General features: G+C 64.9%; 27 protein-coding genes. 14 read left to right on the top strand and 13 right to left on the bottom strand.

Annotated elements, in window-relative coordinates; all coding sequences use genetic code 11:
* Genes EJ073_RS29205 through EJ073_RS29195 form a run of 3 tightly spaced genes read right to left on the bottom strand, consistent with a single transcriptional unit; the run spans nt 1 to nt 4,203 of the window.
* Nucleotides 1–1,884 carry an ABC transporter ATP-binding protein gene (locus EJ073_RS29205; RefSeq protein ID WP_126058669.1) on the bottom strand — a complete coding sequence of 628 codons (1,884 nt, stop codon included), beginning with the start codon at nt 1,882–1,884 and terminating at the stop codon, nt 1–3.
* Nucleotides 1,881–3,761 carry an ABC transporter ATP-binding protein gene (locus tag EJ073_RS29200; RefSeq protein ID WP_126058668.1) on the bottom strand — a complete coding sequence of 627 codons (1,881 nt, stop codon included), beginning with the start codon at nt 3,759–3,761 and terminating at the stop codon, nt 1,881–1,883. The genes EJ073_RS29205 and EJ073_RS29200 overlap by 4 nt, the downstream gene beginning before the upstream one ends.
* A 25-nt stretch (nt 3,762–3,786) precedes the next feature.
* Nucleotides 3,787–4,203: a hypothetical protein gene (locus tag EJ073_RS29195; RefSeq protein ID WP_245455414.1), complete on the bottom strand. Its 417-nt coding sequence runs from the start codon at nt 4,201–4,203 to the stop codon at nt 3,787–3,789.
* Between the two features lie 461 nt (nt 4,204–4,664).
* On the opposite strand from EJ073_RS29195, the gene EJ073_RS29190 reads away from it, so the two are divergent.
* On the top strand, nt 4,665–5,123 hold the full coding sequence (locus EJ073_RS29190; RefSeq protein ID WP_126058666.1) for a tRNA (cytidine(34)-2'-O)-methyltransferase: 459 nt from the start codon (nt 4,665–4,667) through the stop codon (nt 5,121–5,123).
* A 151-nt stretch (nt 5,124–5,274) separates the two neighbouring features.
* Nucleotides 5,275–5,718 (top strand): redox-sensitive transcriptional activator SoxR, encoded by a 444-nt coding sequence (gene soxR / locus EJ073_RS29185; protein WP_126058665.1) that lies wholly within the window; start codon nt 5,275–5,277, stop codon nt 5,716–5,718.
* Between the two features lie 23 nt (nt 5,719–5,741).
* Here the strand turns inward: soxR and EJ073_RS29180 are convergent, their stop codons facing one another.
* A complete protein-coding gene (locus EJ073_RS29180) occupies nt 5,742–5,999 on the bottom strand; it encodes a hypothetical protein (protein WP_126058664.1) in 258 nt (85 codons plus the stop codon).
* A 108-nt stretch (nt 6,000–6,107) separates the two neighbouring features.
* On the opposite strand from EJ073_RS29180, the gene hemF reads away from it, so the two are divergent.
* From hemF to EJ073_RS29155, 5 genes are all read left to right on the top strand, one after another.
* Nucleotides 6,108–7,022, top strand: a complete 915-nt coding sequence (gene hemF / locus EJ073_RS29175) for an oxygen-dependent coproporphyrinogen oxidase (protein ID WP_126058663.1) — start codon at nt 6,108–6,110, stop codon at nt 7,020–7,022.
* Between the two features lie 246 nt (nt 7,023–7,268).
* Nucleotides 7,269–7,529: a DUF1344 domain-containing protein gene (locus EJ073_RS29170; RefSeq protein WP_126058662.1), complete on the top strand. Its 261-nt coding sequence runs from the start codon at nt 7,269–7,271 to the stop codon at nt 7,527–7,529.
* A 236-nt stretch (nt 7,530–7,765) separates the two neighbouring features.
* Nucleotides 7,766–7,951 carry a DUF1059 domain-containing protein gene (locus EJ073_RS29165; protein WP_126058661.1) on the top strand — a complete coding sequence of 62 codons (186 nt, stop codon included), beginning with the start codon at nt 7,766–7,768 and terminating at the stop codon, nt 7,949–7,951.
* A gap of 271 nt (nt 7,952–8,222) precedes the next feature.
* The gene (locus EJ073_RS29160; protein ID WP_126058660.1) at nt 8,223–8,801 is read left to right on the top strand and encodes a hypothetical protein; all 579 of its coding nucleotides are present in this window, start codon (nt 8,223–8,225) and stop codon (nt 8,799–8,801) included.
* 83 nt (nt 8,802–8,884) lie between these two features.
* Nucleotides 8,885–9,865 (top strand): S8 family serine peptidase, encoded by a 981-nt coding sequence (locus EJ073_RS29155; protein ID WP_126058659.1) that lies wholly within the window; start codon nt 8,885–8,887, stop codon nt 9,863–9,865.
* A gap of 7 nt (nt 9,866–9,872) precedes the next feature.
* Here EJ073_RS29155 and EJ073_RS29150 read toward each other — a convergent pair whose 3' ends face one another.
* From EJ073_RS29150 to EJ073_RS29140, 3 genes are read right to left on the bottom strand one after another with little or no spacing between them, the layout of a single operon-like run.
* A complete protein-coding gene (locus EJ073_RS29150; protein ID WP_126058658.1) occupies nt 9,873–11,141 on the bottom strand; it encodes a CCA tRNA nucleotidyltransferase in 1,269 nt (422 codons plus the stop codon).
* Nucleotides 11,138–11,770, bottom strand: coding sequence for a CoA pyrophosphatase (locus EJ073_RS29145; protein WP_126059382.1), 633 nt, complete (start codon nt 11,768–11,770; stop codon nt 11,138–11,140). Before EJ073_RS29145 ends, EJ073_RS29150 begins: the two co-directional genes overlap by 4 nt.
* A complete protein-coding gene (locus EJ073_RS29140) occupies nt 11,770–12,399 on the bottom strand; it encodes a DUF1285 domain-containing protein (RefSeq protein ID WP_126058657.1) in 630 nt (209 codons plus the stop codon). Before EJ073_RS29140 ends, EJ073_RS29145 begins: the two co-directional genes overlap by 1 nt.
* 145 nt (nt 12,400–12,544) lie before the next feature.
* Between EJ073_RS29140 and EJ073_RS29135 the strand changes: the two genes are divergently transcribed.
* From EJ073_RS29135 to EJ073_RS29120, 4 genes are read left to right on the top strand one after another with little or no spacing between them, the layout of a single operon-like run.
* On the top strand, nt 12,545–13,549 hold the full coding sequence (locus EJ073_RS29135) for a MoxR family ATPase (protein WP_126058656.1): 1,005 nt from the start codon (nt 12,545–12,547) through the stop codon (nt 13,547–13,549).
* Entirely contained in the window at nt 13,549–14,553 is a 1,005-nt protein-coding gene (locus EJ073_RS29130; RefSeq protein ID WP_245455413.1) for a DUF58 domain-containing protein, read from the top strand. Before EJ073_RS29135 ends, EJ073_RS29130 begins: the two co-directional genes overlap by 1 nt.
* Nucleotides 14,550–17,369 (top strand): DUF4159 domain-containing protein, encoded by a 2,820-nt coding sequence (locus EJ073_RS29125; protein ID WP_126058655.1) that lies wholly within the window; start codon nt 14,550–14,552, stop codon nt 17,367–17,369. The genes EJ073_RS29130 and EJ073_RS29125 overlap by 4 nt, the downstream gene beginning before the upstream one ends.
* Nucleotides 17,370–17,373: 4 nt before the next feature.
* On the top strand, nt 17,374–19,461 hold the full coding sequence (locus tag EJ073_RS29120) for a hypothetical protein (RefSeq protein ID WP_126058654.1): 2,088 nt from the start codon (nt 17,374–17,376) through the stop codon (nt 19,459–19,461).
* Nucleotides 19,462–19,507: 46 nt separating this feature from the next.
* On the opposite strand, the gene EJ073_RS29115 is transcribed toward EJ073_RS29120, so the two are convergent.
* From EJ073_RS29115 to EJ073_RS29095, 5 genes are all read right to left on the bottom strand, one after another.
* Nucleotides 19,508–20,437: an IS110 family transposase gene (locus EJ073_RS29115; RefSeq protein WP_126057235.1), complete on the bottom strand. Its 930-nt coding sequence runs from the start codon at nt 20,435–20,437 to the stop codon at nt 19,508–19,510.
* Nucleotides 20,438–20,750: 313 nt separating this feature from the next.
* On the bottom strand, nt 20,751–21,056 hold the full coding sequence (clpS, locus tag EJ073_RS29110) for an ATP-dependent Clp protease adapter ClpS (RefSeq protein WP_126058653.1): 306 nt from the start codon (nt 21,054–21,056) through the stop codon (nt 20,751–20,753).
* Between the two features lie 115 nt (nt 21,057–21,171).
* On the bottom strand, nt 21,172–21,486 hold the full coding sequence (locus EJ073_RS29105) for a hypothetical protein (RefSeq protein WP_126058652.1): 315 nt from the start codon (nt 21,484–21,486) through the stop codon (nt 21,172–21,174).
* A 178-nt stretch (nt 21,487–21,664) separates the two neighbouring features.
* Nucleotides 21,665–21,907 carry a hypothetical protein gene (locus EJ073_RS29100; protein ID WP_126058651.1) on the bottom strand — a complete coding sequence of 81 codons (243 nt, stop codon included), beginning with the start codon at nt 21,905–21,907 and terminating at the stop codon, nt 21,665–21,667.
* Between the two features lie 40 nt (nt 21,908–21,947).
* A complete protein-coding gene (locus tag EJ073_RS29095; RefSeq protein ID WP_126058650.1) occupies nt 21,948–22,250 on the bottom strand; it encodes a hypothetical protein in 303 nt (100 codons plus the stop codon).
* Nucleotides 22,251–22,489: 239 nt separating this feature from the next.
* Here EJ073_RS29095 and EJ073_RS29090 point away from each other — a divergent pair, with 239 nt between their 5' ends.
* The 3 genes from EJ073_RS29090 to EJ073_RS29080 all read left to right on the top strand — a co-directional run bounded on the left by EJ073_RS29090 (nt 22,490) and on the right by EJ073_RS29080 (nt 25,089).
* Entirely contained in the window at nt 22,490–23,206 is a 717-nt protein-coding gene (locus tag EJ073_RS29090; protein WP_126058649.1) for a response regulator transcription factor, read from the top strand.
* The gene (locus EJ073_RS29085; RefSeq protein ID WP_126058648.1) at nt 23,203–24,612 is read left to right on the top strand and encodes an ATP-binding protein; all 1,410 of its coding nucleotides are present in this window, start codon (nt 23,203–23,205) and stop codon (nt 24,610–24,612) included. The genes EJ073_RS29090 and EJ073_RS29085 overlap by 4 nt, the downstream gene beginning before the upstream one ends.
* A 96-nt stretch (nt 24,613–24,708) precedes the next feature.
* Nucleotides 24,709–25,089, top strand: coding sequence for a YciI family protein (locus EJ073_RS29080; protein ID WP_126058647.1), 381 nt, complete (start codon nt 24,709–24,711; stop codon nt 25,087–25,089).
* Nucleotides 25,090–25,131: 42 nt separating this feature from the next.
* On the opposite strand, the gene EJ073_RS29075 is transcribed toward EJ073_RS29080, so the two are convergent.
* Nucleotides 25,132–25,368, bottom strand: a complete 237-nt coding sequence (locus EJ073_RS29075) for a hypothetical protein (RefSeq protein ID WP_126058646.1) — start codon at nt 25,366–25,368, stop codon at nt 25,132–25,134.
* Between the last annotated feature and the right edge of the window lie 22 nt (nt 25,369–25,390).

Below are 25,390 nucleotides of genomic sequence, written 5' to 3'. Positions count from 1 at the left end.
CTACTCCGCCGGCCGCGTCTCTTCCAGCACGCTTTCCTCATTGAACAGGAAACCGCCGGACTGCCGCTTCCAGAGCCGCGCGTAAAGCCCGTCCAGCGCCACCAGCTCGTCATGGGTGCCCTGTTCGACGATGCGCCCGCCGTCGAGCACGACCAGCCGATCGAGCGCGGCGATCGTTGACAGGCGGTGCGCGATGGCTATCACGGTCTTGTCTTCCATCAGCCGCGCCAGGTTTTCCTGGATCGCCGCCTCGATGTCGGAATCGAGCGCCGACGTCGCTTCGTCCAGGATCAGGATCGGCGCATCCTTGAGGAAGACGCGAGCGATTGCCACACGCTGGCGCTGGCCGCCTGACAGCTTCACGCCGCGTTCGCCGACATAGGCTTCGTAGCCGGTGCGCTCGCGATTGTCGCGCAGGCCTGTGATGAACTCGTGTGCCTCGGCCTTCCGCGCCGCCGCGATCACTTGCGCCTCGGTCGCGTCCGGCATGCCGAGCTTGATGTTGTCGCGCAGCGAGCGATGGAACAAGGCCGTGTCCTGGCTGACCACGCCGATATTGGCGCGCAGCGAATTCTGTGTCACCTGCGCGATGTCCTGGCCGTCGATCAGGATCTTGCCGCCCTCGAGGTCGTAGAGGCGCAGGATCAGGTTGGCCAGCGTCGTCTTGCCTGCTCCCGATGGGCCAACCAGCCCGACCTTCTCGCCGGGCCTGACGACGAGGTCGATGCCGTCGAGCACGCCGGCCCCCTTGCCGTAGTGGAAGGTCACGTTCTTCACATCGATGCGGCCGCCGGCCACGATCAATTCCTTGGCCTCCGGCGCGTCGATGAGGCCGAGCGGCTGCGAGATCAACGCCTTGGAGTTCTCCAGCACACCGAGATTCCTGAGGATGCCGTTGAGCTGCATCATCACCCGGCCCAGTAGCATGTTGAGCCGCAAGACGAGCGAAAGCGTGAAGGCGACGGCGCCGACGGTGATCGAGCCTTCGACCCAGAGATAGATGGCAAAGCTGGCGATGGTGGTGATCATGACGCCCGACAGCGTCGTCAGCGCCATGCGCACGCCGGTCAGCCGGCGCGTGAACGGACGAAGCGCATCGAGATAGATGTCGAAGCCGCTCCGGATGTAGCGGTCGTCGCCATCGGCCGAAAACAGCTTCAGCGTCTGCACGTTGGAGTAGGAATCGACGATTCGGCCGTTGATCATCGAGCCGGCCTCGGCGGTGGCCTCGGCGTGCCTGCGGATCGCCGGCAGATAGCGCTTGGCCAGAAAGCCGAAGGCGGCGATCCAGATCACCACAAGCACTGCCAGCCTGAAATCGAGGCCGGCGACCAGCGCCAGCGTCGTCACCGTATAGACGATCATGAACCAGATGACCTCGATGAAGCTCTCCATCAGGTCGCCGGTCGCCTGGCCAGCCTGCCAGACCTTAGTGGCGATGCGGCCGGCGAAGTCGTTCTGGAAGAAGGCGTAGGACTGACGCGAGACATGGCGATGCGCCTGCCAGCGCACCAGATTGTAGAAGCCGGGCGTGATCGTCTGCTCGTCGACCAGTGCCGACAGGCCGACCACGGCCGTGCGTATGACAAGCACCACGGCGCCCATGAACAGGAGTTCAGGGCCGGCGGCGGTCCACAGCGCATGCCAGCTGCGCTCGCCGGGAAGCTGATCGAGGATGTCGACCAGCCGTCCGACGAAATAGAACAGCCCGGCCTCGACCAGTGGCGCGATGCCGCCAATGACCAGCATGGCGAAGAAGGCGAGCTTCGCCTGCCCGACATAGTGCCAGAGGAAGCCGCCGACACCCGCGGGTGGCCGAAGAGACGCAGGCTCGCGGAATGGATAGACCCAGTGCTCGAACCAGCGATAGACGGCTTGCATCATTCCGCGGCTTCACCCTTGGCAATAACGTCGTTGTCGGCCTCGGCCGGAGCCTCATCAAGCAGGAAACCGCCCGACTGGCGTTGCCAGAGCTGCGCGTAGAGCCCGCCCTTGGCGACGAGATCCTCGTGCGAACCCTCCTCGATGACGCGACCCTTGTCCATGACGACGAGCCTGTCCATCGCAGCGATAGTCGACAGCCGGTGCGCGATGGCGATGACGGTCTTGCCCTGCATCAGCCGGTAGAGGTTTTCCTGGATCGCGGCTTCGGCCTCGGAATCGAGCGCCGACGTCGCCTCGTCGAGGATGAGGATCGGCGCGTCCTTCAGCATGACGCGGGCAATGGCGATGCGCTGCCGCTGGCCGCCGGACAATTTGACGCCGCGGTCGCCGACATGGGCGTCGAAACCCGTGCGTCCGCTGGCGTCGATCAGCCCGCCGATGAAGTCGATCGCCTCGGCCCGCTCCGCCGCCTCGACCAGCATCTCATTGGTGGCATCCGGCCGGCCGTAGAGGATGTTCTCGCGCACCGAACGGTGCAGCAGCGAGGTGTCCTGCGTCACCATGCCGATCTGCGCGCGCAGCGAATCCTGTCTCACCGCAGCGATCTCCTGGCCGTCGATGAGGATCCTGCCGCTTTCCAAGTCGTAGAAGCGCAGGAGCAAGTTGACCAGCGTCGACTTGCCGGCGCCCGAGCGGCCGACGATGCCGACCTTCTCGCCCGGCCTCACGGTCAGCGACAGATTCTCGATGACGCCCTTTTGCTTGCCATAGTGGAAACGGATGTCCTCGAAGCGGATCTCGCCTTGGCTGACGGCGATGTCCTTGGCGTCCGGCCTGTCATCGACCAGGCGCGGCAGCGAGATCGACGCGATGCCGTCCTGCACCGTACCGATATTCTCGAACAGGCCCGACATCTCCCACATGATCCATTGCGACATGCCCCACATGCGCAGCACCAGGCCGATCACCACGGCGACCGCACCGATCGTCACCGCCTGGCCGAGCCACAGCCACAGCGACAGCGTGGTGACCGAGAACAGGAGCAGCGCGTTGAGGATGTAGAGCAGGCCGTAGAGCACCGTCACCAGCCGCATCGACCGGTAGACCGTCTCGAGAAAGCCCGTCATGCCCTCCTTGGCGAAGGACGCTTCGCGGCGCGCATGGGAAAACAGCTTCACCGTCTGGATGTTGGTGTAGCTGTCGACGACGCGGCCGGTCATGGTCGAGCGCGCATTGGCCTGCTCCTCGCCGACCTTGCCGAGCCGCGGGATGAAATAGCGTAGCAGCCCGATATAGCCGACCAGCCAGATAGCGAGCGGCGTCGCCAGCCGCCAGTCGGCCGAACCGACGATGAACAGCATGCCAAGGAAGTAGACGATGACGTAGTTGAGCACGTCGATGAGCTTGATGACGCACTCGCGCACGGCGAGCGCCGTCTGCATCAGCTTGGTGGCGATGCGGCCGGCGAACTCGTCCTGATAGAAGGTCATCGACTGCTTCAGCAGGTAGCGGTGCACCTGCCAGCGGATGCGCATGGGATAGTTGCCCATCAGCGTCTGCTGGTTAAGAAGCGAGTGGAACCACACGGTGCCCGGCAGCGCGAACAACACGATGAAGGCCATGCCTGCGAGCTTCCAGCTCTCGGTCTGCAGGAAGGTCTCGCGATTTTGCCCCGAGAGCCAGTCGACGATGCGGCCCATAAAGCCGAACATCCACACTTCGGCGACGGCAATCGCCGTCACCAGGAGCGCGTCGAGGATGATGTAGGGCCAGGCGCCGCGCGTGTAGTGCACGCAGAAGGCGACCAGCGTCTTGGGCGGTTCGACCGGCTCCGCGGCCGGGAACGGATCGAGCTTGTTTTCAAACCAGCGGAACATTGCAGGCACTCGACTGTCTATGCGCTCACGCGGCGCGGGATTGATGGACAAGCTTCCTCGACCGTGCAGCGCCGCGGGCCGGCGATGCAGAATCATCTGCATCGCCGGCCCTGCTTCGCGCTATATAGGGTGTCGCGGGCTTTTCGCCGACAGGCTCAGCCGACGATCCTGACGCCCCAGAGTTTGCGGACGAAAAACTGGCACCTGCCCGGCTTTTCGCGCCGGGCCGGATCAGCCTGATGAGGCGACGCACCAGCGAAGGCCGGCTGTGATCGGGCACGGCGCGTGAGAAGTCGACGTCCGGCAGCATGCCGCGATGCGGACGCCGGCGCGTCTCGGCGTGCACTGCCGACGAGTAGGTCTCGCCGACCAGCAGCGCCCAGGTCGCCATTCTGCGCTCGTGCAGGTTTCTTGAGCCGGGTATTTTGTAGGGATCGAACATCGGTCCATCCTCCATGTGCAAATGCGATAAAAAGGGTGACGCAACATCGACCTCCGGCATTCGGCCGAAGGGGCCGGGTACGTCGGTGCGCGCAGCGTCGGTCCGGACATGACGGCAGGCGTCAGTCAGAGCACGGTCAGGTGGGGCGTCAGGCCCCTTTGGGCGTCTGAAAAACATCGCAGGATTCCTTCGAGAACCGAAAACTGGGTTCGGCGGGAATCGGAGCGATCAAGTCTTAGAGAGTCAGGAGAATCGTCGTACCGAAACCGCCGCGGGGCGCATAAGCCCCCAGGAGGGGCGCTGGTTGTGCATGGTCATCATGAATTCCCCCTCCATCGGTTCGGGTTGACGATGAAAGGCGTATACTCGACTTCGCAGAAAATGGCCACCCGCCAGTCCAGCAATCTGCGAAACCTGGAAATCCCTGTGGCCGATCTGCCACTTATTAGAAAGACGCGGAAATGAACGACCGTCTCCGCATCGCGCTCTACCAGCCTGACATTGCCGGCAACACCGGAACGATCCTGCGCTTCGCCGCTTGCCTCGGCCTCGGTGTCGACATCATCGAGCCGGCCGGCTTCCCGCTCTCCGACCGGGCGCTGAAACGGGCCGGCATGGACTACCTCGAAATGGCTGATCTGACCCGGCATGTCGACTGGCACGCCTTCGAGCAATGGCGCGCGGGCGACGCGCGGCGGCTGGTGCTGCTCACCACCAAAGCCGCCGCCGCCTATACGGACTTTGCCTTTGCCGATGGAGACGTCCTGCTTTTCGGTCGCGAATCCGCAGGCGTGCCGGATCCGGTCCATCACGCTGCGGATGCGCGACTGACCATCCCGCTGCGGCCAGGCGCGCGCAGCATCAACGTCGCGCTGTCTGTCGCCATGGTCGCGGGCGAAGCGATCCGCCTGCTCGGATAGGATCCGCAATCCGCCATCCCTGCCATCGCCGACGGCGGTGGTTTCTCCAGTCAGTCTCGCCCAGGCGCACATTGCCTTCTCCTGCATTTGCCCGATCAGGATTTCTTCGCTACAAGCTCAACCTAACTTGAGGTCAAGCGGAAAGTGGGAGATGGCTCCAGCAACGGAACTGACGGTCGGCCAGGTGGCCATGCGCAGCGGCGTGGCTGTATCGGCGCTGCATTTCTACGAGACGCGCGGACTGATCCGCAGCCACCGCACGGCGGGCAACCAGCGGCGCTACGGCCGCGACGTGCTGCGGCGCGTGGCGATCATCCGCGTCGCCCAGGAAGTCGGCATCTCGCTGGCCGAAATCGCCACGGCGCTGCAATCCCTGCCCGAGGGCCGCACGCCGACGCGCGAGGATTGGAATCTACTTTCGACGGCTTGGCGCAACGGGCTCGACCACAAGATCAACCAGCTGAAGAAGCTGCGCGACGGCCTGAGCGACTGCATCGGCTGCGGCTGCATGTCGATCGACAGATGCCCGCTCAGGAACAAGGAAGACCGGCTGGCGCGGGAGGGCACCGGAGCGCGAAGGCTGATAGCGCGCTGATCACCCCACTGGGGCCGCCACTCTCAATCCGCCGCCGGCAGCCGCCTTATCGTGAATTCGATGACGTCGCCTGGCCGCTCGAACCAGCTTTCGATCTCGGTCCAGTAGGCCTGCTTGGGGAAGCGCTCGAACCATTCCTTGGCCTTCAGGCGGGCGTCCGAACGCGGCAGGATGAAGGTCTCGCGCAGGAAGCCGTCGCGCGGCATGCGCTCGCGCTCGGCGCGCGAGCGGTCGAGCCTTTTCTTCAAGCCATCCAGCGGCGGTCTTGCCGGGGTGCGCACGAAGGAACTCCTTGCACCGTGGTCGGGACTTGACCCTTGCTCCTAAGAGATTAGGGATCGCGCCCGGAAAAGACGAGTCCTTTATCGTCCGCGACTGGAGACCTGATTTTGGAACGACCTGAAATACCGGTGGGCCTGCCGGCCGACATCGAGCAGAAGAAGATGAAGGCCCGCCTGTGGTTCGAAGCGTTGCGCGAGCGCATCTGCGCCGCCTTCGAGCAGATCGAGCAGGATCTGACGGGTCCGCTGGTTTCATGGTCGCCTGGCCATTTCGAGAAGACCCCCTGGGAGCGCGACGATGGCAAGGGCGGCGGCGGCACCATGTCGATGATGTATGGCCGCGTCTTCGAGAAGGTCGGCGTCCACACCTCGACCGTCTACGGCGAGTTCTCGCCCGAGTTCAGGAAACAGATGCCGGGCGCGGAGGAGGATCCACGCTTCTGGGCAAGCGGCATCTCGCTGATCGCGCATCCTTGGAACCCGAACGTGCCGGCGGTGCACATGAACACGCGCATGGTCGTCACCTCGCGCCAGTGGTTCGGCGGCGGCGCCGACCTGACGCCGGTGCTCGACCGTCGCCGCGTCCAGGACGACCCGGATACGCTCGCCTTTCACCGCGCCATGCAATTTGCCTGCGAGAAGAACGCCGGCGTCGCCGACTACGCCAAATTCAAGGCCTGGTGCGACGAATATTTCTATCTGCCGCACCGCAACGAGCCGCGCGGCACCGGCGGCATTTTCTTCGACTGGCTGCATTCGGGCGAGGACAAGGGCGGTTGGGATGCCGATTTCAACTTTGTCCAGGATGTCGGGCGCTCTTTTCTCGTCGTCTACGGACACCTGGTAAGGGGCAATTTCAACGACAACTGGACCGACGGCGACCGTGACGAACAACTCATTCGGCGGGGCCGCTACGTCGAATTCAACTTGCTTCACGATCGCGGCACCATCTTCGGGCTGAAGACCGGCGGCAATGTCGCCTCGATCCTGTCCAGCCTGCCGCCCGAGGTCAGATGGCCATAAAATATCGGTGAGCGGGATGTGAACCGCAATGCGGTCCCATTCGCCGAATCTGGGCGCGCAATGTGGCGCCTTGATTATCTTTTTCGTCTAATAGGCATTTGAAAAATCAGGGCTATTTGTCGTTTCCGGGCCGGGAAACGCCGGCGGTTCCTCCCCTCTGAGCCGCGACGCGACGTGACCGGACGGCCCATGATTGAGTGGGGTGCCTTGCCAACCGGGTGCCCGCATTTTCCAGGAGAACATGCCATGCGCAAGCTTATTGTGACGGCGGCAACCGCTGCTCTTCTCGCCTCTGGTGGCGCCGCGTTCGCGGCGGTCAAGCACACCACGGGCACGGTGAAGAGCTTCGATGGAACGGCCATGAGCCTCGTTCTTGATGATGGATCCACCTTTACGCTGTCCAAGGCCTTCAAGGATCCTGGCCTGCAGGCTGGCGAGAAGGTCCGCGTTTCCTGGGACATGAACGGCAAGAACAAGATTGCCGAGGCAGTCAAGATCATGAAGTGACGGCCTGCTCGCAGGAGGAAGTCGGGGTCATGTCCGGTCTTGCTCCGAGGTAGCGTAAGAGGGCGGAGCAGCGATGCTCCGCCTTTTTCGGCTCTGCCGGCAACCAAAACCCTCGAACCGTGTTATGGTTGCTCGCCAGTGCGCGACCCGGAAACTTCTCGGTTTTCGACAAAGGATCGTGCACGCATCGAGAGTGCGGACGTCCGTCGGCGCTGCAAGGAGGAAAGGAAAATCCGATGAAGGAATTCCACTGCGGATCGCTCGTGCCCGGCTGTGAATGGCACACACGCGCCGAAGAAGAGGCCGAGGTGATGCGCCGCGCCGTCGAGCATATGCGCGAAACGCATGGCGAAACGACCATTCGCGAGACAATGATCGAGGCGATCCGCTCGCGAATCCAGAAGGTTCGCGACGCCGCGTAACGCCTTCCGGCCGGATCAAATCGCGGCAATTGCGCGATCCAGCCCAGCAAAGCGGGATGCCGGAGCCACAGGCATCCTGCCCCGCTTGCCGGCCACGGCTGCCGGACAGCGCAAATATTTCAATCAAATACTTATATTCGCACCTGCTTGGATAACCCGGCGGTAACGGTAGTCGTGCCACTGTCGGGCGAATGAACCGGGTACAGGGGCCGTCAGAGCCCGCCGCCAACAGGCGCTGGTCCGGAAACGGTGGGGCGAGGTGTTTTCGCGCATGCGCGAAAGGTCCGGCAATCGACGCAGGTACCGCGCGATAGCACTGCTGCTGTCGGCCTTCCTTGGCGCGTCTCCGGCAACGGCCCAGGAGATTACGACTTCACTGATTGGCATGCACCAGGGTTCGCCGCTCAGCGACCGCGCCAGGAACCTTGGCGACGGCGGCTACGAGTTGCAGAGCGGATCCTGGGTTTCGTTCAACCAGTGGTACCACGCCAGCTGGGTCGATCTCCACGTCGACTTCCTCACCCAGCTGACGGAAAACACCGGTATTTTGTGGGGGCTCGGCACCGGAGAAAAAGCCGAGAAGTACAGCATCGGACCCAGCTTCAAGCTGGGCTTCCTCACGCAGACGCATCCGACACCGAGCAGCACCCTGTCGATCTCGCTGACCTCGACGATCGGCGGCAACCTCACCGAAAAGCCATGCGTGGCCGACTATGGGGATTTGGGCACCTACAGCGTCAACTGCCGGCTCGCTGCCGCCGAGATGGCACCTGAGGAAACCCTGAAATATCTGGTTAACGCTAAGCCCGAGAGCATGCATCTGTGGCTGAACTACCGTGTTACTTTCTGAGCTTGGAGGCTGCCATGAGCAAGTCAACCCACCCCGAAGGTCGCAATCGTCCGTCCTGGTTCCTGTTTGACTGGAGTAACAAAATGTCAGCCAACCACTGGAAATTCGGCCTCGCCGCTGCGCTCGCCATCCTCTCAGCGCCGATCGCATCGGCGCAGGAAGCCCTCGACGCCGACGAGACGGCCGCGCTCTGCCACGGCGGCGGATCGATATGTGTGAGCGCAGCGATTCCGGCCGCGCCGGCGACGCAAGCGCTGCAGAGCTGGATGACCCCCGACGTCGGCGTCGCGTGGGCCGCGGGCTACAAGGGCAAGGGCGTCACCATCACCATCGTAGACGACTTCAGCAGCTCATCGCGCTTCTCCGGCAATTTCGGCCTCGGAGTGCAAACCCAGCGACACGGCGAATGGACCCGCCAGGAGGCCAGCATGGTCGCGCCGCTGGCAACCATCAGGTCGAAGGACTTCTCGACGGGGACAGCCGTCTCGCTGGCGCCCGGTCTCAACGTGCTCAATCTGAGCTACGGCATGTACGCCAAGGCGGGCTACAGCGTCAGTCAGATCGGCTGGGCACCGGAAGAAGCCTCGATCATCTCCTATGCCACCAAGGGGTCGGCCGTCGTCTCGAAGGCAGCCGGCAACGATGCCGTCGCCGTCGGCGGTATCAAGAATGGTCAGCAGGACTACCTCGACCTCGCGCTGGTCGGCAAAGCCTCGGCGATCTTCGTCGGCGCGCTCTCCACCAACGGCACGACGACCAGCAAGGCCCAGCTTGCCTCGTATTCCAACTACGCCGGCTCCAACCCGCTGGTGCAGAGCCATTTCCTTGTCGTGGGTGTCACTGGCAGCAAGACCAGCCTTTACGGCACCTCCTTCGCGGCGCCGATCATTTCCGGCTATGCCGCGATCGTCGGCAGCAAATTCACCACGGCAACGCCGACACAGATCACCAACCAGTTGCTCAACACAGCCCGTACCGACACGCTGGTCAACTACAATGCCTCGGTCTATGGCAAGGGCGAAGCCAGCCTTTCACGCGCGCTGGCTCCCGCTTCCATCAAGTGAGCCGCACCTAAGCTTCGAGTGCCTTTGCGGCGCGCTTGATGAGCGCGCCGCGGTCGAGGGTAAAACCGGACCCGATCCATTCCTTCTCGAGATTTTTCAGGATCGCGCCGAGCTTCGGGCCGGGCGACGCGCCGAGTTCGGTGAGATCGGCGCCCTTGATCGGGAATACCGGCTTTTGCCATTTCGACCCGAGGGCAAGCAGGCGCGAGAAACCACCGGCGTCGATCAGTGCCTGGTTGTCCTCGGCAGCCCGCGCCCGCGCCGAAGCCAGCGAAAGCCGCAGCCGGTCGCCAATGCCGTTTCGGTCGCCGAGATAAAGTTTCTTCGCCAGTTCGCCTTCGCTCGTCTTGGGCTCGATCGCCGCCGTCAGCGCCCAATGCCGCAGCCGCTCCGCCTCGGCTGCGGAAAACTTCAGTCTTCCGGCAAGCGTCTTCAGCCGCGCCGCATCAGGCGGCACCATGGCTTCCAGCCTAAGCAGCGGGTCGGCTGTCCAGCCCAGGTCCCTCTCGGTCCGGATCAGCCCATGGATGGCGTCGATGCCCCATTTCTCGCTTTCCGGCAGAACGCTGGTAAGCACGCCGGCCTGACGCATCCATAAAAGAGCGCGTGACGGGTCCGGCGCCGACAGGAGCTTCTTCAGTTCAGACCAGATGCGCTCCGCCGAGAGCTGGCCGAGCCCGTCCTTCAGCCGCGCGCAGGCCTTCAACCCTTCGGCGTCGGGTCGACCGTCGCCATACCAGGCAAAGAATCGGAAAAAGCGCAGGATGCGCAGGTAATCCTCACGGATGCGCGCTTCCGCATCACCAATGAAGCGCAGCCGGCGCGCCGCGATGTCGGCGATGCCGCCGACCAGGTCGACGACGTTTCCGTCAGCTTCGGCATAAAGCGCGTTGATGGTGAAATCGCGCCGCTCGGCGTCGAGCTTCCAGTCGCGCCCGAACGACACCTTGGCCCGCCGCCCATCGGTCTCGATATCGGCGCGTAGCGTGGTGACCTCATAGGCCTTGCCGCCGGCGATCGCCGTGACGGTGCCATGCTCGATGCCGGTCGGTACCGTCTTGAAGCCGGCCGCCTCGGCCCGGCGGATGGTCTCCTCGGGCAGCGTTGTCGCGGCGATATCGATGTCGGCGACCGGCTGGCCAAGCAGCGTGTTGCGAACGGCGCCGCCGGCGACGCGCGCCTGCTCACCGCCTTCCGCCAGGGCGGCCAGCAGACGCTGCAGGTGCTTTTCATTGAGCCAGTCGGCCCTGCCCGCGAGCGATACCGGAGCACTCAAGCATAGAGCCTTTCATAGAGGGTGCGGATGATGCCGGCGGTGACGCCCCAGATGCGCTGGCCGCCATAGGGCATGTCATAGAAGAACCATTCGAGGTCGTCCCACATGCGGCTGTCCCTGGCGTGGTTGGCCGGGTCCATCAGGAATCGCAGCGGCACTTCGAAAGCGGCGTCGACCTCGTCGGCATTGAGCGTCAAGGAGAAGCCTGGCCGAACCACCGCCAACACCGGCGCGATGCGGTAGCCGCTGCCGGAAACATAGTCAGGCATGCGGCCGATGATCTCGACATGATCGCGCTCGAGGCCGATCTCCTCGAACGTCTCGCGCAATGCGGCCGCTTCCGGATTGGGATCGGTTGGATCGATCGTTCCGCCTGGAAAGGCCACCTGGCCGGAATGGCTGCGCAGCTTCTCCGCCCGCTTGGTCAGAAGCATCGTCGCCTCGGCGCCGTGATCGACGACCGGGATCAGCACGGCGGCATCGCGCAGTGGCTTTGCGTGCTTCAGCCTAGGATGGCCTGGATTGAAGCGATGATCGCCATAGTCGTCGCCGGCATGTGCGTCTGCCTGAGCGGCGACGCGCTGGCGAAAATCCAAGGTCGAGAACGGCGGCGGCGTCACCTGGTCCATCACGCGCTGAGCCGTTTCAGCTTCTCGGCGGGCATGATCGGATAGACCTCGCCCCTGGAGCGCACGGCAAACATCGTCCTGCCGTCGATGTCGATCTCCTCGCCATGCTCGACCAGTTCGTACATCACCGGCCGCGCCACCAGCGCCTCCAGCCGGCCGCGCACCAGCACATAGGGTTTCAGGCCGCCGGTCGCCTCCTCGTCGACGAAGCGCAGGGCGTGGCCCGGCCCGGCCTCGACGACATCGCCGACATTGGTGCGGAAGGTGATGACCTGGTCGTCGCCGGCGCCGGACACATCCATCTCGACGGCGACGAAGGGGGCGTCGACGACGCGTATCCCCACCCTCTCCACCGGGGTCACCAGATAGGTCTTACCGTCCGCGTCCTTGCGCAGCACGGTGGAGAAAAGCTGCACCAGCGGCATGCGCCCGATCGGCGTGCCCAGATAGAACCAGGTGCCGTCGGCCCTGATCTCCATGTCGAGGTCGCCGCAGAAGTCCGGATTCCAGCGCTCCACCGGCGCCGGCCCCTTGCCGGCGCGGGTCGAGCGCGAGATCAGCGCCTCCAACCCGCGCGCCTCGGTGGCGCTGGTGAGGCTCTGTTCACGATGTTCTGTGAGCTCCGTCATGGTCACGAAATAGTCACTGTTGTTCCGCTTGTCAGCCTAACTCTGTGATTTAAGTTCAAATGCAGGCGCCAGGCGAGGCCGAATCGCGGCATTCTGCGGCACAGACAGTGCAAGCCGGTATTTCCAGCACAAGGATCGAAACGGCATGAGCGTGATGATCAAGGAAAGCCCGATCAGCGAAAAGGACATGATCGCCGAGGCCGAGAAGGCGCTGGCGGACATCTCGAAAGTCCGCAACGGCGTCGGCCGCGTCATCTTCGGCCAGGATGCGGTCGTCGAGCGCACGCTGGTGGCGCTGCTCGCTGGCGGTCATGCGCTGCTGGTCGGCGTGCCTGGCCTCGCCAAGACCAAGCTGGTCGAGACCTTGGGCGTCGTGCTCGGCCTCGATTCCCGCCGCGTCCAGTTCACCCCCGACCTGATGCCTTCCGACATCCTCGGCTCCGAGGTGATGGAGCAGGACGAGTTCGGCAAGCGCTCCTTCCGCTTCATCTCCGGCCCGATCTTCGCCCAGCTGCTGATGGCCGACGAGATCAACCGCGCCTCGCCGCGGACCCAGTCGGCGCTGCTGCAGGCAATGCAGGAATACCACGTCACCATCGCTGGCGTGCGTCACGACCTTCCCTCGCCCTTCCACGTGCTGGCGACGCAGAACCCGCTTGAGCAGGAAGGCACCTATCCCCTGCCCGAGGCACAGCTGGACCGCTTCCTGATGCAGGTCGACATCCTCTATCCGGAAATCGAGGCCGAGCGCCGCATCCTGCTCGAAACCACTGGCGTCGAGGACGCCAAGGCCGAGAATGTGCTGCAGCCGGCGCGGCTCAAGGAGATCCAGACGCTGATCCGCCGCATGCCGGTGCCGGAAAGCGTGGTCGAGGCGATCCTCAAGCTGGTGCGTTCGGCCCGCCCCGGCCAGGGCCACGCCGAGACCGACAAGCTAGTCGCCTGGGGTCCCGGGCCGCGCGCCAGCCAGGCGCTGACGCTTTGCGCCCGAGCCCGCGCGCTCTATGATGGACGTCTTGCGCCGTCGGTCGACGATATCAGGGCGCTCGCCGAGCCGGTGCTGCAACATCGCATGGCGCTGACCTTCGCCGCCCGCGCCGAGGGCACATCTGTGCGTGACGTGGTGGCGAAACTGGCAAAAGGCATCTGATGGCACGAATAGGCGAGGTCCAGGCACCGGTTGCGACGCGCGATGCGCTCGCCCGTGGCCGGTTGCGGGCCTCGCTGGTGCCGGACCTGCTGGTCGAGGCGCGTCGCATCGTCAACACCGTGATCGCCGGCTGGCATGGCCGCCGCAAGCGCGGCATCGGCGAGAATTTCTGGCAGTTCCGACCCTATGTCGAAGGCGATTCCTCGCGCATCGACTGGCGCCGCTCGGCCCGCGACGATCACACCTATGTGCGCGACCGCGAATGGGAGGCGGCCCACACGGTGTGGCTGTGGGCCGATCCCTCGCCGTCGATGCTCTACAAATCGGCCGGCGCCAGCGTTTCCAAGGAATCGCGCGCGCTCGTCCTGGCGCTGGCCATGGCCGAGCTTCTGTCGCGCAGCGGCGAGCGCATCGCCTGGCCGGGCCTGACCGATCCGTTCACCGCCCGCAACGGCGCCGAGCGCATCGCCGCCCAGCTCGGCCATGCCGGCGCGCTGCCGGCAAAGCCCGACCTCTCCGGCATCCGCCGCTTTTCCGACGTCGTCCTCGTCGGCGACTTCCTCGATCCGGTCGAGGAGACCATGGCCTGGCTCGACGTGCTCGCCCGCCACGGCGTGCGCGCCCACCTGATCGAGGTCGCCGATCCGGCCGAGGAGACCTTTCCCTATGCCGGGCGCACCGAGTTCACCGATCCCGAGACCGGCGACAAGCTGACCGCCGGTCGCGCCGAGATGTTCGGCGATGAGTATCGCCTGCTTTACAATGCCCGCCGCCAGGAACTGGCCGGCTGGTGCAGGCGGCTGGGCTGGAGCTTCACCGTCAATCACACCGACCGCCTCGCCTCGGAAGCGCTGGTGCGCATCCACATGGCTTTGACCGCCGAAGGCAGTCATGCAGGGTTGACCATGGGTCATACCGGGTTGACCGCAGGTCATACCGGGTTGACCGCAAGTCATACCGGGCTGACCGTCCATAGTGGTCATGCCGGAAAGATCGGCGCATGAGCTGGCTACCGCTTTCCTTCGGTGCGCCCATGGTGCTCTGGGGCCTGCTGGCGCTGCCGGTGATCTGGTGGCTTCTGCGGCTCACCCCGCCGAAGCCGCAGACGGAAGTGTTTCCGCCGCTGAAGATCCTGGCCGGCGTCCTGAAGCGCGAGGAGACGCCACAGCAGAGCCCATGGTGGCTGACGCTGCTGAGATTGCTGATGGCGGCCCTCATCGTCGTCGCACTTGCCGAACCGGTCTTCAATCCGCGTGAAAAACTGCCGGCAGAGGGCTCGGCCCTGGCATTGGTCATCGACAATGACTGGGCAAGTGCCGCCGACTGGGGCAAGCGCGTCGCCACGGCCGAACGGCTGATCGCCGACGCCGGCTCGAACGGCGTGCCCGTCATCATCGCCTTCACCGCCGAAAAGCCCAACGCCGAGATCGGCCCCTTCGACGCCGCTACCGCGCTCGACCGGCTGCGCGCGGCCAAGCCGCGGCCGATCCCGACCGACCGTCCCGCCGTCTATGCCCGCGTCGCGGCAAGCCTGGAGAGCCATCCCGGCGCCAGCGTTGCCGTGCTCGCCGACGGGCTCGCCGGGCAAGGCGACGAAGCCGCCTTCAACACGCTTTTGTCGAGCAACGCCGCGCGCCTGGTCTGGGCCACGTCCGACCGGATTTCGCTGACCGGCCTGACCGGCGCCGACAACCAGGTCGACGGTTTCGCGCTGACCGCCATACGCGCGCCGGGCGATCCGGCGCCCGCGCAGGTCACCGCGGGCGCCTTCGATGACAAGGGCCGCCGCATCGCCGATGCGACGCTGACCTTTTCGCCGGGCGAGTCCATGGCCACCGGCACCATGGCCGTGCCGTTCGAGCTGCGCAACGACTTCGCCTCGATCGCGCTCGACGGCGAACATCAGGCCGGCGCCCTGCGGGTGCTGGACGAAAGCTCCAAGCGCCGCCGCGTCGGGCTTTTGTCGCAGTCAGAGGCCGACCAGGCGCAGCCGCTCTTGTCGCCGCTCTACTACATCCGTCGTGCGTTGCAGCCCTTTGCCGATCTCGTCGAGCCATCGAGCGTCGACCTCGCCGACGCCATCCCGCAATTGCTTGACCAGAAGCCGGCGATGATCGTCATGGCCGATGTCGGCACCATTCCCGAGCAGGTCCGGCCTAAGCTGGTCGACTGGGTCGACAAGGGCGGCACGCTGGTGCGTTTCGCCGGCTCGCGGCTGGCCGCCGCCGGCAATGACGACGACCTTTTGCCGGTCAGGCTGCGCAGCGGCGAACGCGCGCTAGGTGGCGCGCTGTCCTGGACGACGCCGCAGCCCGTGACCGAATTCCCGAAGAATGGCGCCTTCGCCGATCTTGCACCACCGACCGAGGTGACCGTCACCCGGCAGGTGCTGGCCGAACCGACGCCCGACATTGTCGAGCGCACCTGGGCGACGCTGGCTGACGGCACGCCGCTGGTGACCGGGCTAAAGAAGGGCAAGGGCACGCTGGTGCTGTTCCACGTCACGCCCGAGGCGACATGGTCGAACCTGCCGATCTCGGGCAGTTTCGTCGAGATGCTGAGGCGCATCGTGCAACTGTCGCGCAACCAGGGTGCCGCGGTCGCCAATGCCGAAGCCGCCGCCACCTCGCTGGCCCCCTATCGCATGATCGCCGCAGACGGCATGCTCGTGCCGCCGACCCCGGACGCTCGCCCGCTGGTGCCAGGTCCCGGTCCACTGCCGGTGACGATCGAAAACCCGCCGGGCCTTTACGGCTCCGAGACCGGTGTGTTCGCCCACAATCTGCTCGATGCAGCCAGCACCTTTGCGCCGCTGGCGAGGCCCAACGTCTCGCTGCCGGTGACCACCATCCAGTACGCTTTTGACGAGTCGCGCAACCTGAAGGGCGCCCTCGTCGCCGCGGCGCTGGTGCTCATGGTGCTCGATACGCTGGCGGTGTTCTGGATGGGCGGCCTGCTATCGCGCCGGCCGCGCCGCGCCGCCGCGACAACGGCGGCTGCCTTGCTTATCGGGCTTGGCGCGCTGCTCGGCCATGCCGATCGCGCACGCGCCGACGACGCCAAGCCCGGCGACACCCAGGCGATCGAGGACATCTCGAAAACCCGCATCGCCTATGTGCTCACCGGCGAGCCCGGCGTCGATTCGATCAGCCGCGCCGGACTGGAAGGCCTGACCCGCTTCCTGATCGAGAAGACCGCGTTGGAGCCCGGCGCGCCGGCCGGCGTCGACATTGCCAAGGACGAATTGTCCTTCTACCCGCTGATCTACTGGCCGATCGACCCGGCCGCCCCGATGCCGAGCGAAGCCTCGATCGCCCGCATCGACGCTTACATGCAGCAGGGCGGAACGGTGCTGTTCGACACCCGCGACCAGTTCGCCAACGGCATCGGCGCGAACTCGACCAGCCCGGCGACGGAACGGCTGCGCGACATCCTCGGCAATCTCAACGTGCCGCCGCTGGAGCCGGTGCCGTCGGACCACGTGCTGACCAAATCCTTTTTCATTCTTCCGGAGTTCCCCGGGCGGTTCAACGGCAGCCCGCTGTGGGTCGAGGCCTCGCTCGACGCCAGCAATGCCGAGAACCGTCCGGTGCGCGTCGGCGACGGCGTCTCGCCGATCCTGATCACCGCCAATGACTTCGCCGGCGCCTGGGCTGTGGACGAGAATGGCGACCCCTTGCTGCCCACAGTGCCGGCGGATCCGATGCAGCGGATCTATGCGCTGCGCGCCGGCGTGAACATCATGATGTATATGCTGACCGGCAACTACAAATCCGATCAGGTGCACGTGCCTGTCCTGCTCGAACGGCTGGGGCAGTAAAGCCATGAACTGGTCGATCTCCTTCGAACCGCTTCTGGCCTGGCCGTGGCTTGTCGCAGTGCTGGCGCCGCTGGCGTTGCTGGCGCTGGTCGGCCTGTGGTTCCGTCAGCGCGGCTCGGTCCTGCGCTTCACCGCCTTGCTGGCGCTCGGCGCCGCGCTGCTCAACCCGGTGTTCCTCGATGAGGAGCGCGATGCCCTGAAGAGCGTTGTCGCCATCATTGTCGACCGCAGCCAGAGCCAGGACATCGGCGAACGCACCAAACAGACCGATGAGGCCTTGGCCGGGCTGCAGCAGCGCCTTGCCCGCTTCAAGCAGTTCGACGTGCGCGTGGTCGAGGCCGGCAAGTCCGATGCCGCCGAGGAGCGTACCGATACCAGGCTGTTCAGCGCGCTCGAAGGCGCCTTCCGCGACGTGCCGCCATCGCGAATCGGCGGCGCCGTCATGATCACCGACGGCGAGGTGCATGACGCGCCCGCCGGCGCGCCCGACTTCAATGCGCCGCTGCACGCGCTCATCACCGGCAATGACCACGAGAAGGACCGCCGCATACGCTTCGAGAACGCACCGCGCTTCGGCCTCGTCGGCAAGCCGCTCGACATGACCTACCGTGTCATCGCCACCGGTGATCAGTCCGGCCAGGTCGACGTCCGCGTTTCGATCAACGGTGAGCAGGTCTCCGTCGAGCGCGCCACGATCGGCCAGACGATGCCCCTGCAGGTCACCATTCCCAATGCCGGCCGCAACATCGTCGAGCTCGCCATTGACCACCAGCCGGACGAACTGACCGACGCCAACAACCGCGCCATCGCTCTGGTCGATGGTATCCGCGAGAATCTGCGCGTGTTGCTCGTCTCCGGCGAGCCGCATGCCGGCGAGCGCACCTGGCGCAACCTGTTGAAGTCGGACGCCTCGGTCGATCTCGTCCATTTCACGATTTTGCGGCCGCCGGAAAAGCAGGACGGCACGCCGATCAACGAACTGTCGCTGATCGCCTTTCCGACGCGCGAATTGTTCGTCGAGAAGATCAAGGATTTCGACCTGATCATCTTCGACCGCTACCAGCACCGTGACGTGCTGCCGATCCTCTATTACGACTACATCTCCGAATATGTCGAAAAGGGCGGCGCACTGCTGATCGCCGCCGGCCCCGAATATTCCGGCGAGAGTTCTATCGCCCGCACGCCGCTGATGTCGGCGCTGCCGGCGATGCCGAGCGGCGAGGTCGTCGACAAGGCCTTCTACCCGCGCCTCACCGATCTCGGCCAGCGCCACCCGGTGACGCGAGGGCTCGACGGATCCAACAGCGAGCCGCCGCACTGGAGCCGCTGGTTCCGCACCATCGGCGTCAAGAACCCCGAAGGCGAAGTGGTGATGAAGGGCGCCGACAATCTGCCGCTCCTCCTGCTCGACCGCAAGGGCGAAGGCCGCGTCGGCATGCTCTTGTCCGACCAGGGCTGGCTGTGGGCGCGCGGCTTCGAGGGCGGCGGCCCGCATGTCCAGCTCTACCGCCGCATCGCCCACTGGCTGATGAAGGAGCCGGAGCTCGAGGAGGAGCGGCTGACCGCCGACGGACGCGGCATGGTGCTCGAGATCCGCCGCCAGACGATGAGCGACGATCCGGGTCCTGCCCAGGTCATCACGCCGTCCGGCAAGGCGCTGATCGTCAAGCTGGAAAGATCCGAGCCCGGCATCTTCCTCGGCAGCGTCGAGACCAAGGAGATCGGCCTCTACCAGGTCGGCAATGGCGACCTGACGGCGCTTGCCCATGTCGGGCCGATCAACGCGCCGGAATTCGCCGACGTCATCTCCACCAAGGACCGACTGAACGCGCCGGTCGAGGCGACCGGCGGCAGCGTGCGCCGGCTGGCCGCCTCCTCCGCGCTCGGAGGCATCACCGGCGGCGTGACGCTGCCTTCGATCGTTCCGGTCCGCTCCTCGGGCGTCGCATCCGGCGCCGACTGGATCGGGCTGCGCACCACCGACGACAGCGTGCTTAAGGCGGTTTCCCGCGTGCCGTTGTTCGGCGGTTTCCTAGGTCTTGGCCTGCTGCTCCTGGCGATGGGCTCGATGTGGTACCGCGAAGGGCGGTAGCCTTTTCCTTCTCCCCGTTTCACGGGGAGAGCGACTGTCTTGGCTGTCAAGCTGTTTGCCATGGTTTTTGGTCGCGGATGATGGCGTTGAGAATGGTCAGCAGCTTTCGCATGACGGCCACGACGGCGACGATCTTCGGCTTGCCAACCTCGACGAGGCGGTCGCGAAAGGCCTTGAGGACCGGATTGTGGCGTATGGCGACGAGGGCAGCCATGAAGAGGACGGCGCGCACGCGGCTCCTGCCGCCGCCGATGAAGCTCTTGCCACGCCATGTGCCGGACTGCCTCGTCCATGGTGCGAGACCTGCAAGCGCTGCGATCTGGCGCCGGTCGAGGCTGCCCAACTCCGGCATCTCGGCGATCATGGTGCGGGCAACGGTGGGACCGATGCCTGGCACGGAGGACAGCAGTTTTTCCCGGACCCGCCAGAGCGGCGACTTGCGGATATGATCGTCCAGGTCGGCATCGAGGCTTTCCAACTCACGCCTGAGCGCGGCGAGCAGGCGCTTGATGCTCTTTTGCGCCTGTCTTGCGTTGACCGTGCGGGCGCGGTTCTCTTCGGCCACGATCATCTGCACGATCTGGCGCCGGCGCGTGACGAGATCGGCCAACGTCCTGGTCTCGGCATCGCGCAGCGGCCGCAGTTCCGGCTTGGTCGCAGCTATGAAGGCTGCGATGACGGCAGCGTCGATCGGATCGGTCTTGGCCCGCTTGCCGAGCGCATTGGCATAGGCCCGGATCTGCGCTGGATTGACCACGACAACCGAAAGGCCGGCGCTCGCCAAAGTGGCGACCGCCAGTTGCTCGTAGCCTCCCGTAGCCTCCAATCCGATTGCCGTCGGAGAAAAGGCTGCAAGACGTCGAGCCAGCTCCTCCACCCCGGCATGGTCGTTACCAACCGAAAACGCTTCACCGGACGGCAAAACATGCACATCCAGCCGATCCTTCGAAACGTCGATGCCAACAACGATTTCCATCCTATCCCATCCTTGCCTAATCGGGCTTCGCTTGCGGCCCAGGCGACTGTTCGGGGTCGATGGAACGGCGGACGAAGACCCTCGCTCTCCCACGGGCTTCAAGGCCCAAAGATGCTCCGGTCTCTCGTCCGCCACCGCACCTGCTGCAATAGCAGAGTCGGCAAGGGACAAGTTACAAAGGTGCCCGAAGGCGGATGAGGGGCAGCGCCGATGCTTGCGATCAGAACTCGGCGCTTGCCCTACCCCTCACCCTGCTCAGCCGGCAAGCCGGCCTCGCTTTCCCTCTCCCCGTAAACGGGGCGAGGGAGAGGCCCTACTCCTCCGGCTCCGTCGTAAACAGCAGCGGATAGCCCTTCGCCTTGCCGGCGTCCGTCGCTCGCGTCGCCTTGGTTTCTGCGACATCCTTGGTGAAGACGGCGACGACGCAGACGCCGCGCCGGTGCGCGGTGATCATCACCTGTTGCGCCTGGTCCTCGCTCAGCCTGAACTCGGCCTTCAGCACCGTCACCACGAATTCGCGCGGCGTGAAGTCGTCGTTGATCAGGATGACCTTGTAGAGTTTCGGCCGCTCGGTCTGCGGCTTCGTTCTGGTGCGTGGCTTGGTGACGGTTTCTGGCATCGGAAACCCGGCAACTGCGAGCAAGGCTCTTACTTTGTCATGCGAGCGCGCGACCGTCCATTTCCGGCGACGGCGCGGCCATTCACGAATCTATGTGGGAGCTATCGTGCGCCGTTCAACGGCCGTGGCGGCCGGCGATGCGGCCGGCGGACGGGCCGTCCGCCCGGCGTTCCATGAACGCGGCGACCGCCCAGGCTGCGAACGCAATCAGGGTCGTGGCCGTCAGCACGATCAGCAGCCAGGTCTGCATCGGCGTGATGTAGTCCCAGTTGGTGGAAATCTCGGGCGCGAACAACGAAGGCTCGGTCCGCCCGCTGGCCGGGTCCGGCACCGGGCTCGCGGTGAACAGGATCAGCATCCTTGCCAGGCCGGTAACGACCAGGCCGCCAAGCGCAATTGAACGCATAATGGACGAAAGCCGCTTCTTCATGCGGATTGTCCTACGGGGTCGGCATTGCGACCAGGTTAAGGATCGCCGTTTGTGGGACCAGTTTCAGCGCGCCGGACCGGGTGCGATCCTGATGCCGGCTCGGCGGCGCCAGTCGAGCCAAGGCCGCTCCAGCCGGATATCGGCTGGAGCGGCCTTGATGCAAGAGCAGGCTTGCGGATCAGGACTTCTTCGCCGGAGCCTTGTTGGCCTTCTTGACCGGGCACTTGTGCGTCTTGGTCACCTTGCAGACCTTCTTGGCGGCAACCTTCGTCGGAGCGGCCTTGGCCGGCGCGGCGGTCGCCGGAGCGGTCGTCGTAGCAGCCGGAGCAGCGGTCGTGGTCGCGGCGGCATTGCCGAGAGCCGGCATCGAGAAGGCCAGAGCAACACCGAGGCCGAGGGCGGAGAGGAGGGACTTTTTCATGGCTTCACTTCCTTTTTTCATGCGGGTCGGAATTCGAGCGTCACTGAACCGGGTCGATCGGTGTCACTCCAAGCAGCTTCAAAGCGTTCGCGAGCATCCGGATTCCCTGCGCCTGCTTCTTGTTGGCGCAGAACCGGTTTCCCTTTCTCTGAAGTGCCTTCGCCGCGGTGACCTGCGTTGCCGCGGCATGGGTTTCGAGGGCTTCGTCAACTTGACGGCTTAGATCGCTGCACCGCTCGGCCCGGGTGATCGGCGTCACCTTTGCATTGGAGGCCGCGACCGCTGCCGTGACGAGCGAAATGCTAAGCAACGCACCCATCAAGCTGATCGTGAACCTCTGCATCGGTCTTGTCCGTTACTCCCGAGACTAGCGTCGCAGCCGGTGATCTGACCGCCACGACATCGGTTATGCCCTTGAAATTTTTCAGGAGTTTTTCCGGACTGTAGAATTTTGTTTCTGGATTGTTTCTGGTGAATCCAGCCTCGCGAAGCATCGTCGCCACTGGCCAAGATATGGCCGGAATTCTATCGTGTGGGTGATATCGGAAATGACCGCCAGGCCACCAGAATGACAGGGATCCCGTGAAATCCGACGCACACATACTGATCGTCGACGACGACAAGGGCATACGCGACCTGCTTCAGGAGTTCTTCCAGAAGCGCGGCCTGCATACCACGGTCGCCGCCGACGGCACTGAGATGGAGGCGATCCTTCGCCGCGCGCAGGTCGACCTCATTGTCCTCGACGTGATGCTGCCTGGAAAAAGCGGGCTCGAGCTCTGCCGCGAGCTCCGCGCCAACTACACGACGCCGATCATCATGCTGACGGCCGTCACCGAGACGACCGACCGGGTCGTCGGGCTTGAGATGGGCGCCGACGACTATGTGCCGAAGCCGTTCGATCCGCGCGAGCTGCTCGCCCGCATCCGCGCGGTGCTAAGGCGCAACGGCGCCGCCGAGCCGCGCCGGCCGGCCGCCAAGCAGATCTTTCATTTCGCCGGCTGGACGATGGACTGCTCGCGCCGACGGCTGACGGCGCCCGGCGACGTCAGGGTCGAGCTGACCATGGCCGAATTCAACCTCCTGCAGACCTTCGTCAAGAGCGCGCAGCGCGTGCTGACCCGCGACCAACTGATCGAGCTGTCGGGCGGCGACACCGGCTACAGTTTCGACCGCAGCGTCGACATCCTGGTCAGCCGGCTGCGGCGCAAGATGGAGGACGATCCGAAGACGCCGAAACTGATCCTTACCGTGCGCAGCGGCGGCTATCAGTTCTTGCCCGAGACGACCACCGAATGAGACGCTTCCTGCCGCAGACATTGCCTGTCTGGGTGCTGCTCATCGTCATTGCCGGCCTGCTGATCAGCCAGGTCGCGACGCTCTACATCGTCTCGCGCGACCGCGCCGCCGCCAATGACGTGGTCGATCTCTACCGGCTGAACGACCGCGCCTTCTCGCTGGTGCAGCTGATGCATGATGCCACGCCCGAGGAACGCAAGGCGACCGCGTCGGGCCTGTTCAACGCCACCTATGCGCTCACTGTTTCGGATACGCCCGCAGTCACCTCCTCGATCGCCGGCGACGACGAGCTCGCCGAGCTGGAGGACATCCTCGTTGGCCGCCTGTCGAAATTCGGCATCACCGACGCGCGCGTCCGGCGCGATCCAGCGTCGCGCGAGGCCGACGCCCCCGGCGGCACGGTTCCCAACAAGGACGTCGGCCAGGTCGAGCGCGACCTTCTGGTGCTGGCGGCGGACTTTGCCCAGAGCGACAAGCTGACGGCGTCGCTGCGCTTCGCCGACGGCCAGTGGCTGAACTTCACCGAACCGAACACCCCGGTCGGGCCGATCCTCAGCTTCGACAGCCTGCCACTCTATTCGCTGATTGCCGGGCTGGTGGTCGCGATGTCGATCTGGTCGCTGCGCCGGCTGACCGCGCCCTACCGGATGATGGAAACGGCGGTGAACCGTATCGGAAACGACCTGAAGAGCCCACCGATCTCCGAAACCGGCAGTCGCGAGATCCGCGCCGCCGCCAAGGCGGTCAACGCCATGCAGGGCAGGCTGCGCGACTATGTCGAGGACCGCGAGCATCTTGCGGCGGCCCTCGCTCACGATCTGCGCACGCCGTTGACCAGGATGCGGCTGCGCCTCGAACTGCTGCGCAAATCGCCGGCGCGCGAAGCGCTCGCCCACGACCTTGCCGACATCGAGAGCATAGCAAGCTCGGTCATCGACTTCGCCAAGTTCGAAGTGACCGAGGAAAAGGCCGAACGCATCGATTTCTGGTCACTGGTGGAATCGATCGCCGACGGTTTCGAGGAGGTTTCGTTCGACAATGACGGCAATCGGCCACGGGGCCTGATCTGTGTCGCCCGGCCGGTGGCGCTGAAACGCTGCGTCACCAACCTGGTCCAGAACGCCGTGATCTATGGCAAGAAGGCGCATCTCAGCCTGGAGCGGTCAGAGCACACGGTCACGCTCGCCATCCGCGACGAAGGGCCAGGCATCCCGCAGGCCCAGCTCGACGCGGTGTTCGGCTCATTTGTCCGCATCGAGCAGTCGCGCAACCGCCAGACCGGCGGCCTTGGCCTTGGCCTGACCATTGCCCGCAACATCGCGCGCGCCGCCGGTGGCGAAATCAGCCTCTCCAACAATCCCGAAGGCGGCCTGCTGACACAGTTGCGACTGCCGCTGGCAGGTTGAGTCAGGAAGTGGGCGGCCAGATCGGCGGCGGGACTGGATCACTCACGCCATCCTTGTGATAGTGCGGCCCGCTCCAGCATGAGGAAAACCACACCCATGTTCTACGCCATCCTGGCCTACCACGTCGAACAAACCGTCCAGTCCTGGACGCCCGAAGAGGATGCGGCGCTGATGGACAACCTGCTCGAGATCAACGACAGGCTGACGCGCGAGGGCAAGCTTGGCCCAGCGGCAAGGCTGGGCGCGACCGCCGACGCCGTCACGCTGCGCGGTCCGGGTGACGGCATGGTGATCGACGGTCCCTTTGCCGAGACAAAGGAACAATTGCTGGGGCTTTACGTGCTCGATTGCACCAGCCAGGACGAGGCGATTGCCACGGCGCGCGACCTCAAGCGCGTCAATCCCACCGCTGTCTACGAGATCCGGCCGGTCATGCTTTATCTGCCTGGCGCGCCGCTTCCCGGCAGCGCGGGATGAGAAGAGCCTGCAAGGCAATCCAGAAGTGCGCCTGGGCAAGGGTCACCGCAGCGGACTGCACCCGGCGATGCGGCCGCGGGCCACGACATCAGCGGGAGCTTCATCGGCCGGATAGCCGAAGTCCTTCAGTTCAGACATCGAGAGACCGGCCAAAGCCCTGCGTTGCATCGAATCCTGATACCGGCGCCGAAGCCCGGCGAAGACAGTCGCGACACGGGCAGCGAGCTTGCCGGCAAAACGGGAGGTCGGCTGGATGGTCCTGAGGCTGATGTAGGTCATTGTAATTCTCCCTCGTTCGAAC

Source organism: Mesorhizobium sp. M4B.F.Ca.ET.058.02.1.1, from assembly GCF_003952505.1.
Lineage (GTDB): Bacteria > Pseudomonadota > Alphaproteobacteria > Rhizobiales > Rhizobiaceae > Mesorhizobium.
The sequence above is the reverse complement of the archived record's forward strand: the minus strand, read 5'-3'. Positions and strand labels throughout refer to the sequence as shown.

Excerpts from the sequence above, each read along its gene's own strand:
- soxR (WP_126058665.1), top strand. The coding sequence starts at position 5,275 with ATGGCTCCAGCAACGGAACTGACGGTCGGCCAGGTGGCCATGCGCAGC.
- EJ073_RS29095 (WP_126058650.1), bottom strand. The coding sequence starts at position 22,250 with ATGCAGAGGTTCACGATCAGCTTGATGGGTGCGTTGCTTAGCATTTCG.
- EJ073_RS29120 (WP_126058654.1), top strand. The coding sequence starts at position 17,374 with ATGAACTGGTCGATCTCCTTCGAACCGCTTCTGGCCTGGCCGTGGCTT.
- EJ073_RS29205 (WP_126058669.1), bottom strand. The coding sequence starts at position 1,884 with ATGATGCAAGCCGTCTATCGCTGGTTCGAGCACTGGGTCTATCCATTC.
- EJ073_RS29155 (WP_126058659.1), top strand. The coding sequence starts at position 8,885 with ATGTCAGCCAACCACTGGAAATTCGGCCTCGCCGCTGCGCTCGCCATC.
- EJ073_RS29135 (WP_126058656.1), top strand. The coding sequence starts at position 12,545 with ATGAGCGTGATGATCAAGGAAAGCCCGATCAGCGAAAAGGACATGATC.
- EJ073_RS29145 (WP_126059382.1), bottom strand. The coding sequence starts at position 11,770 with ATGGACCAGGTGACGCCGCCGCCGTTCTCGACCTTGGATTTTCGCCAG.
- EJ073_RS29100 (WP_126058651.1), bottom strand. The coding sequence starts at position 21,907 with ATGAAAAAGTCCCTCCTCTCCGCCCTCGGCCTCGGTGTTGCTCTGGCC.
- EJ073_RS29075 (WP_126058646.1), bottom strand. The coding sequence starts at position 25,368 with ATGACCTACATCAGCCTCAGGACCATCCAGCCGACCTCCCGTTTTGCC.
- EJ073_RS29165 (WP_126058661.1), top strand. The coding sequence starts at position 7,766 with ATGAAGGAATTCCACTGCGGATCGCTCGTGCCCGGCTGTGAATGGCAC.
- EJ073_RS29190 (WP_126058666.1), top strand. The coding sequence starts at position 4,665 with ATGAACGACCGTCTCCGCATCGCGCTCTACCAGCCTGACATTGCCGGC.
- EJ073_RS29200 (WP_126058668.1), bottom strand. The coding sequence starts at position 3,761 with ATGTTCCGCTGGTTTGAAAACAAGCTCGATCCGTTCCCGGCCGCGGAG.
- EJ073_RS29115 (WP_126057235.1), bottom strand. The coding sequence starts at position 20,437 with ATGGAAATCGTTGTTGGCATCGACGTTTCGAAGGATCGGCTGGATGTG.
- EJ073_RS29105 (WP_126058652.1), bottom strand. The coding sequence starts at position 21,486 with ATGAAGAAGCGGCTTTCGTCCATTATGCGTTCAATTGCGCTTGGCGGC.
- EJ073_RS29085 (WP_126058648.1), top strand. The coding sequence starts at position 23,203 with ATGAGACGCTTCCTGCCGCAGACATTGCCTGTCTGGGTGCTGCTCATC.
- EJ073_RS29195 (WP_245455414.1), bottom strand. The coding sequence starts at position 4,203 with ATGTTCGATCCCTACAAAATACCCGGCTCAAGAAACCTGCACGAGCGC.
- clpS (WP_126058653.1), bottom strand. The coding sequence starts at position 21,056 with ATGCCAGAAACCGTCACCAAGCCACGCACCAGAACGAAGCCGCAGACC.
- EJ073_RS29080 (WP_126058647.1), top strand. The coding sequence starts at position 24,709 with ATGTTCTACGCCATCCTGGCCTACCACGTCGAACAAACCGTCCAGTCC.
- EJ073_RS29130 (WP_245455413.1), top strand. The coding sequence starts at position 13,549 with ATGGCACGAATAGGCGAGGTCCAGGCACCGGTTGCGACGCGCGATGCG.
- EJ073_RS29125 (WP_126058655.1), top strand. The coding sequence starts at position 14,550 with ATGAGCTGGCTACCGCTTTCCTTCGGTGCGCCCATGGTGCTCTGGGGC.
- EJ073_RS29140 (WP_126058657.1), bottom strand. The coding sequence starts at position 12,399 with ATGACGGAGCTCACAGAACATCGTGAACAGAGCCTCACCAGCGCCACC.
- EJ073_RS29160 (WP_126058660.1), top strand. The coding sequence starts at position 8,223 with ATGCGCGAAAGGTCCGGCAATCGACGCAGGTACCGCGCGATAGCACTG.
- EJ073_RS29170 (WP_126058662.1), top strand. The coding sequence starts at position 7,269 with ATGCGCAAGCTTATTGTGACGGCGGCAACCGCTGCTCTTCTCGCCTCT.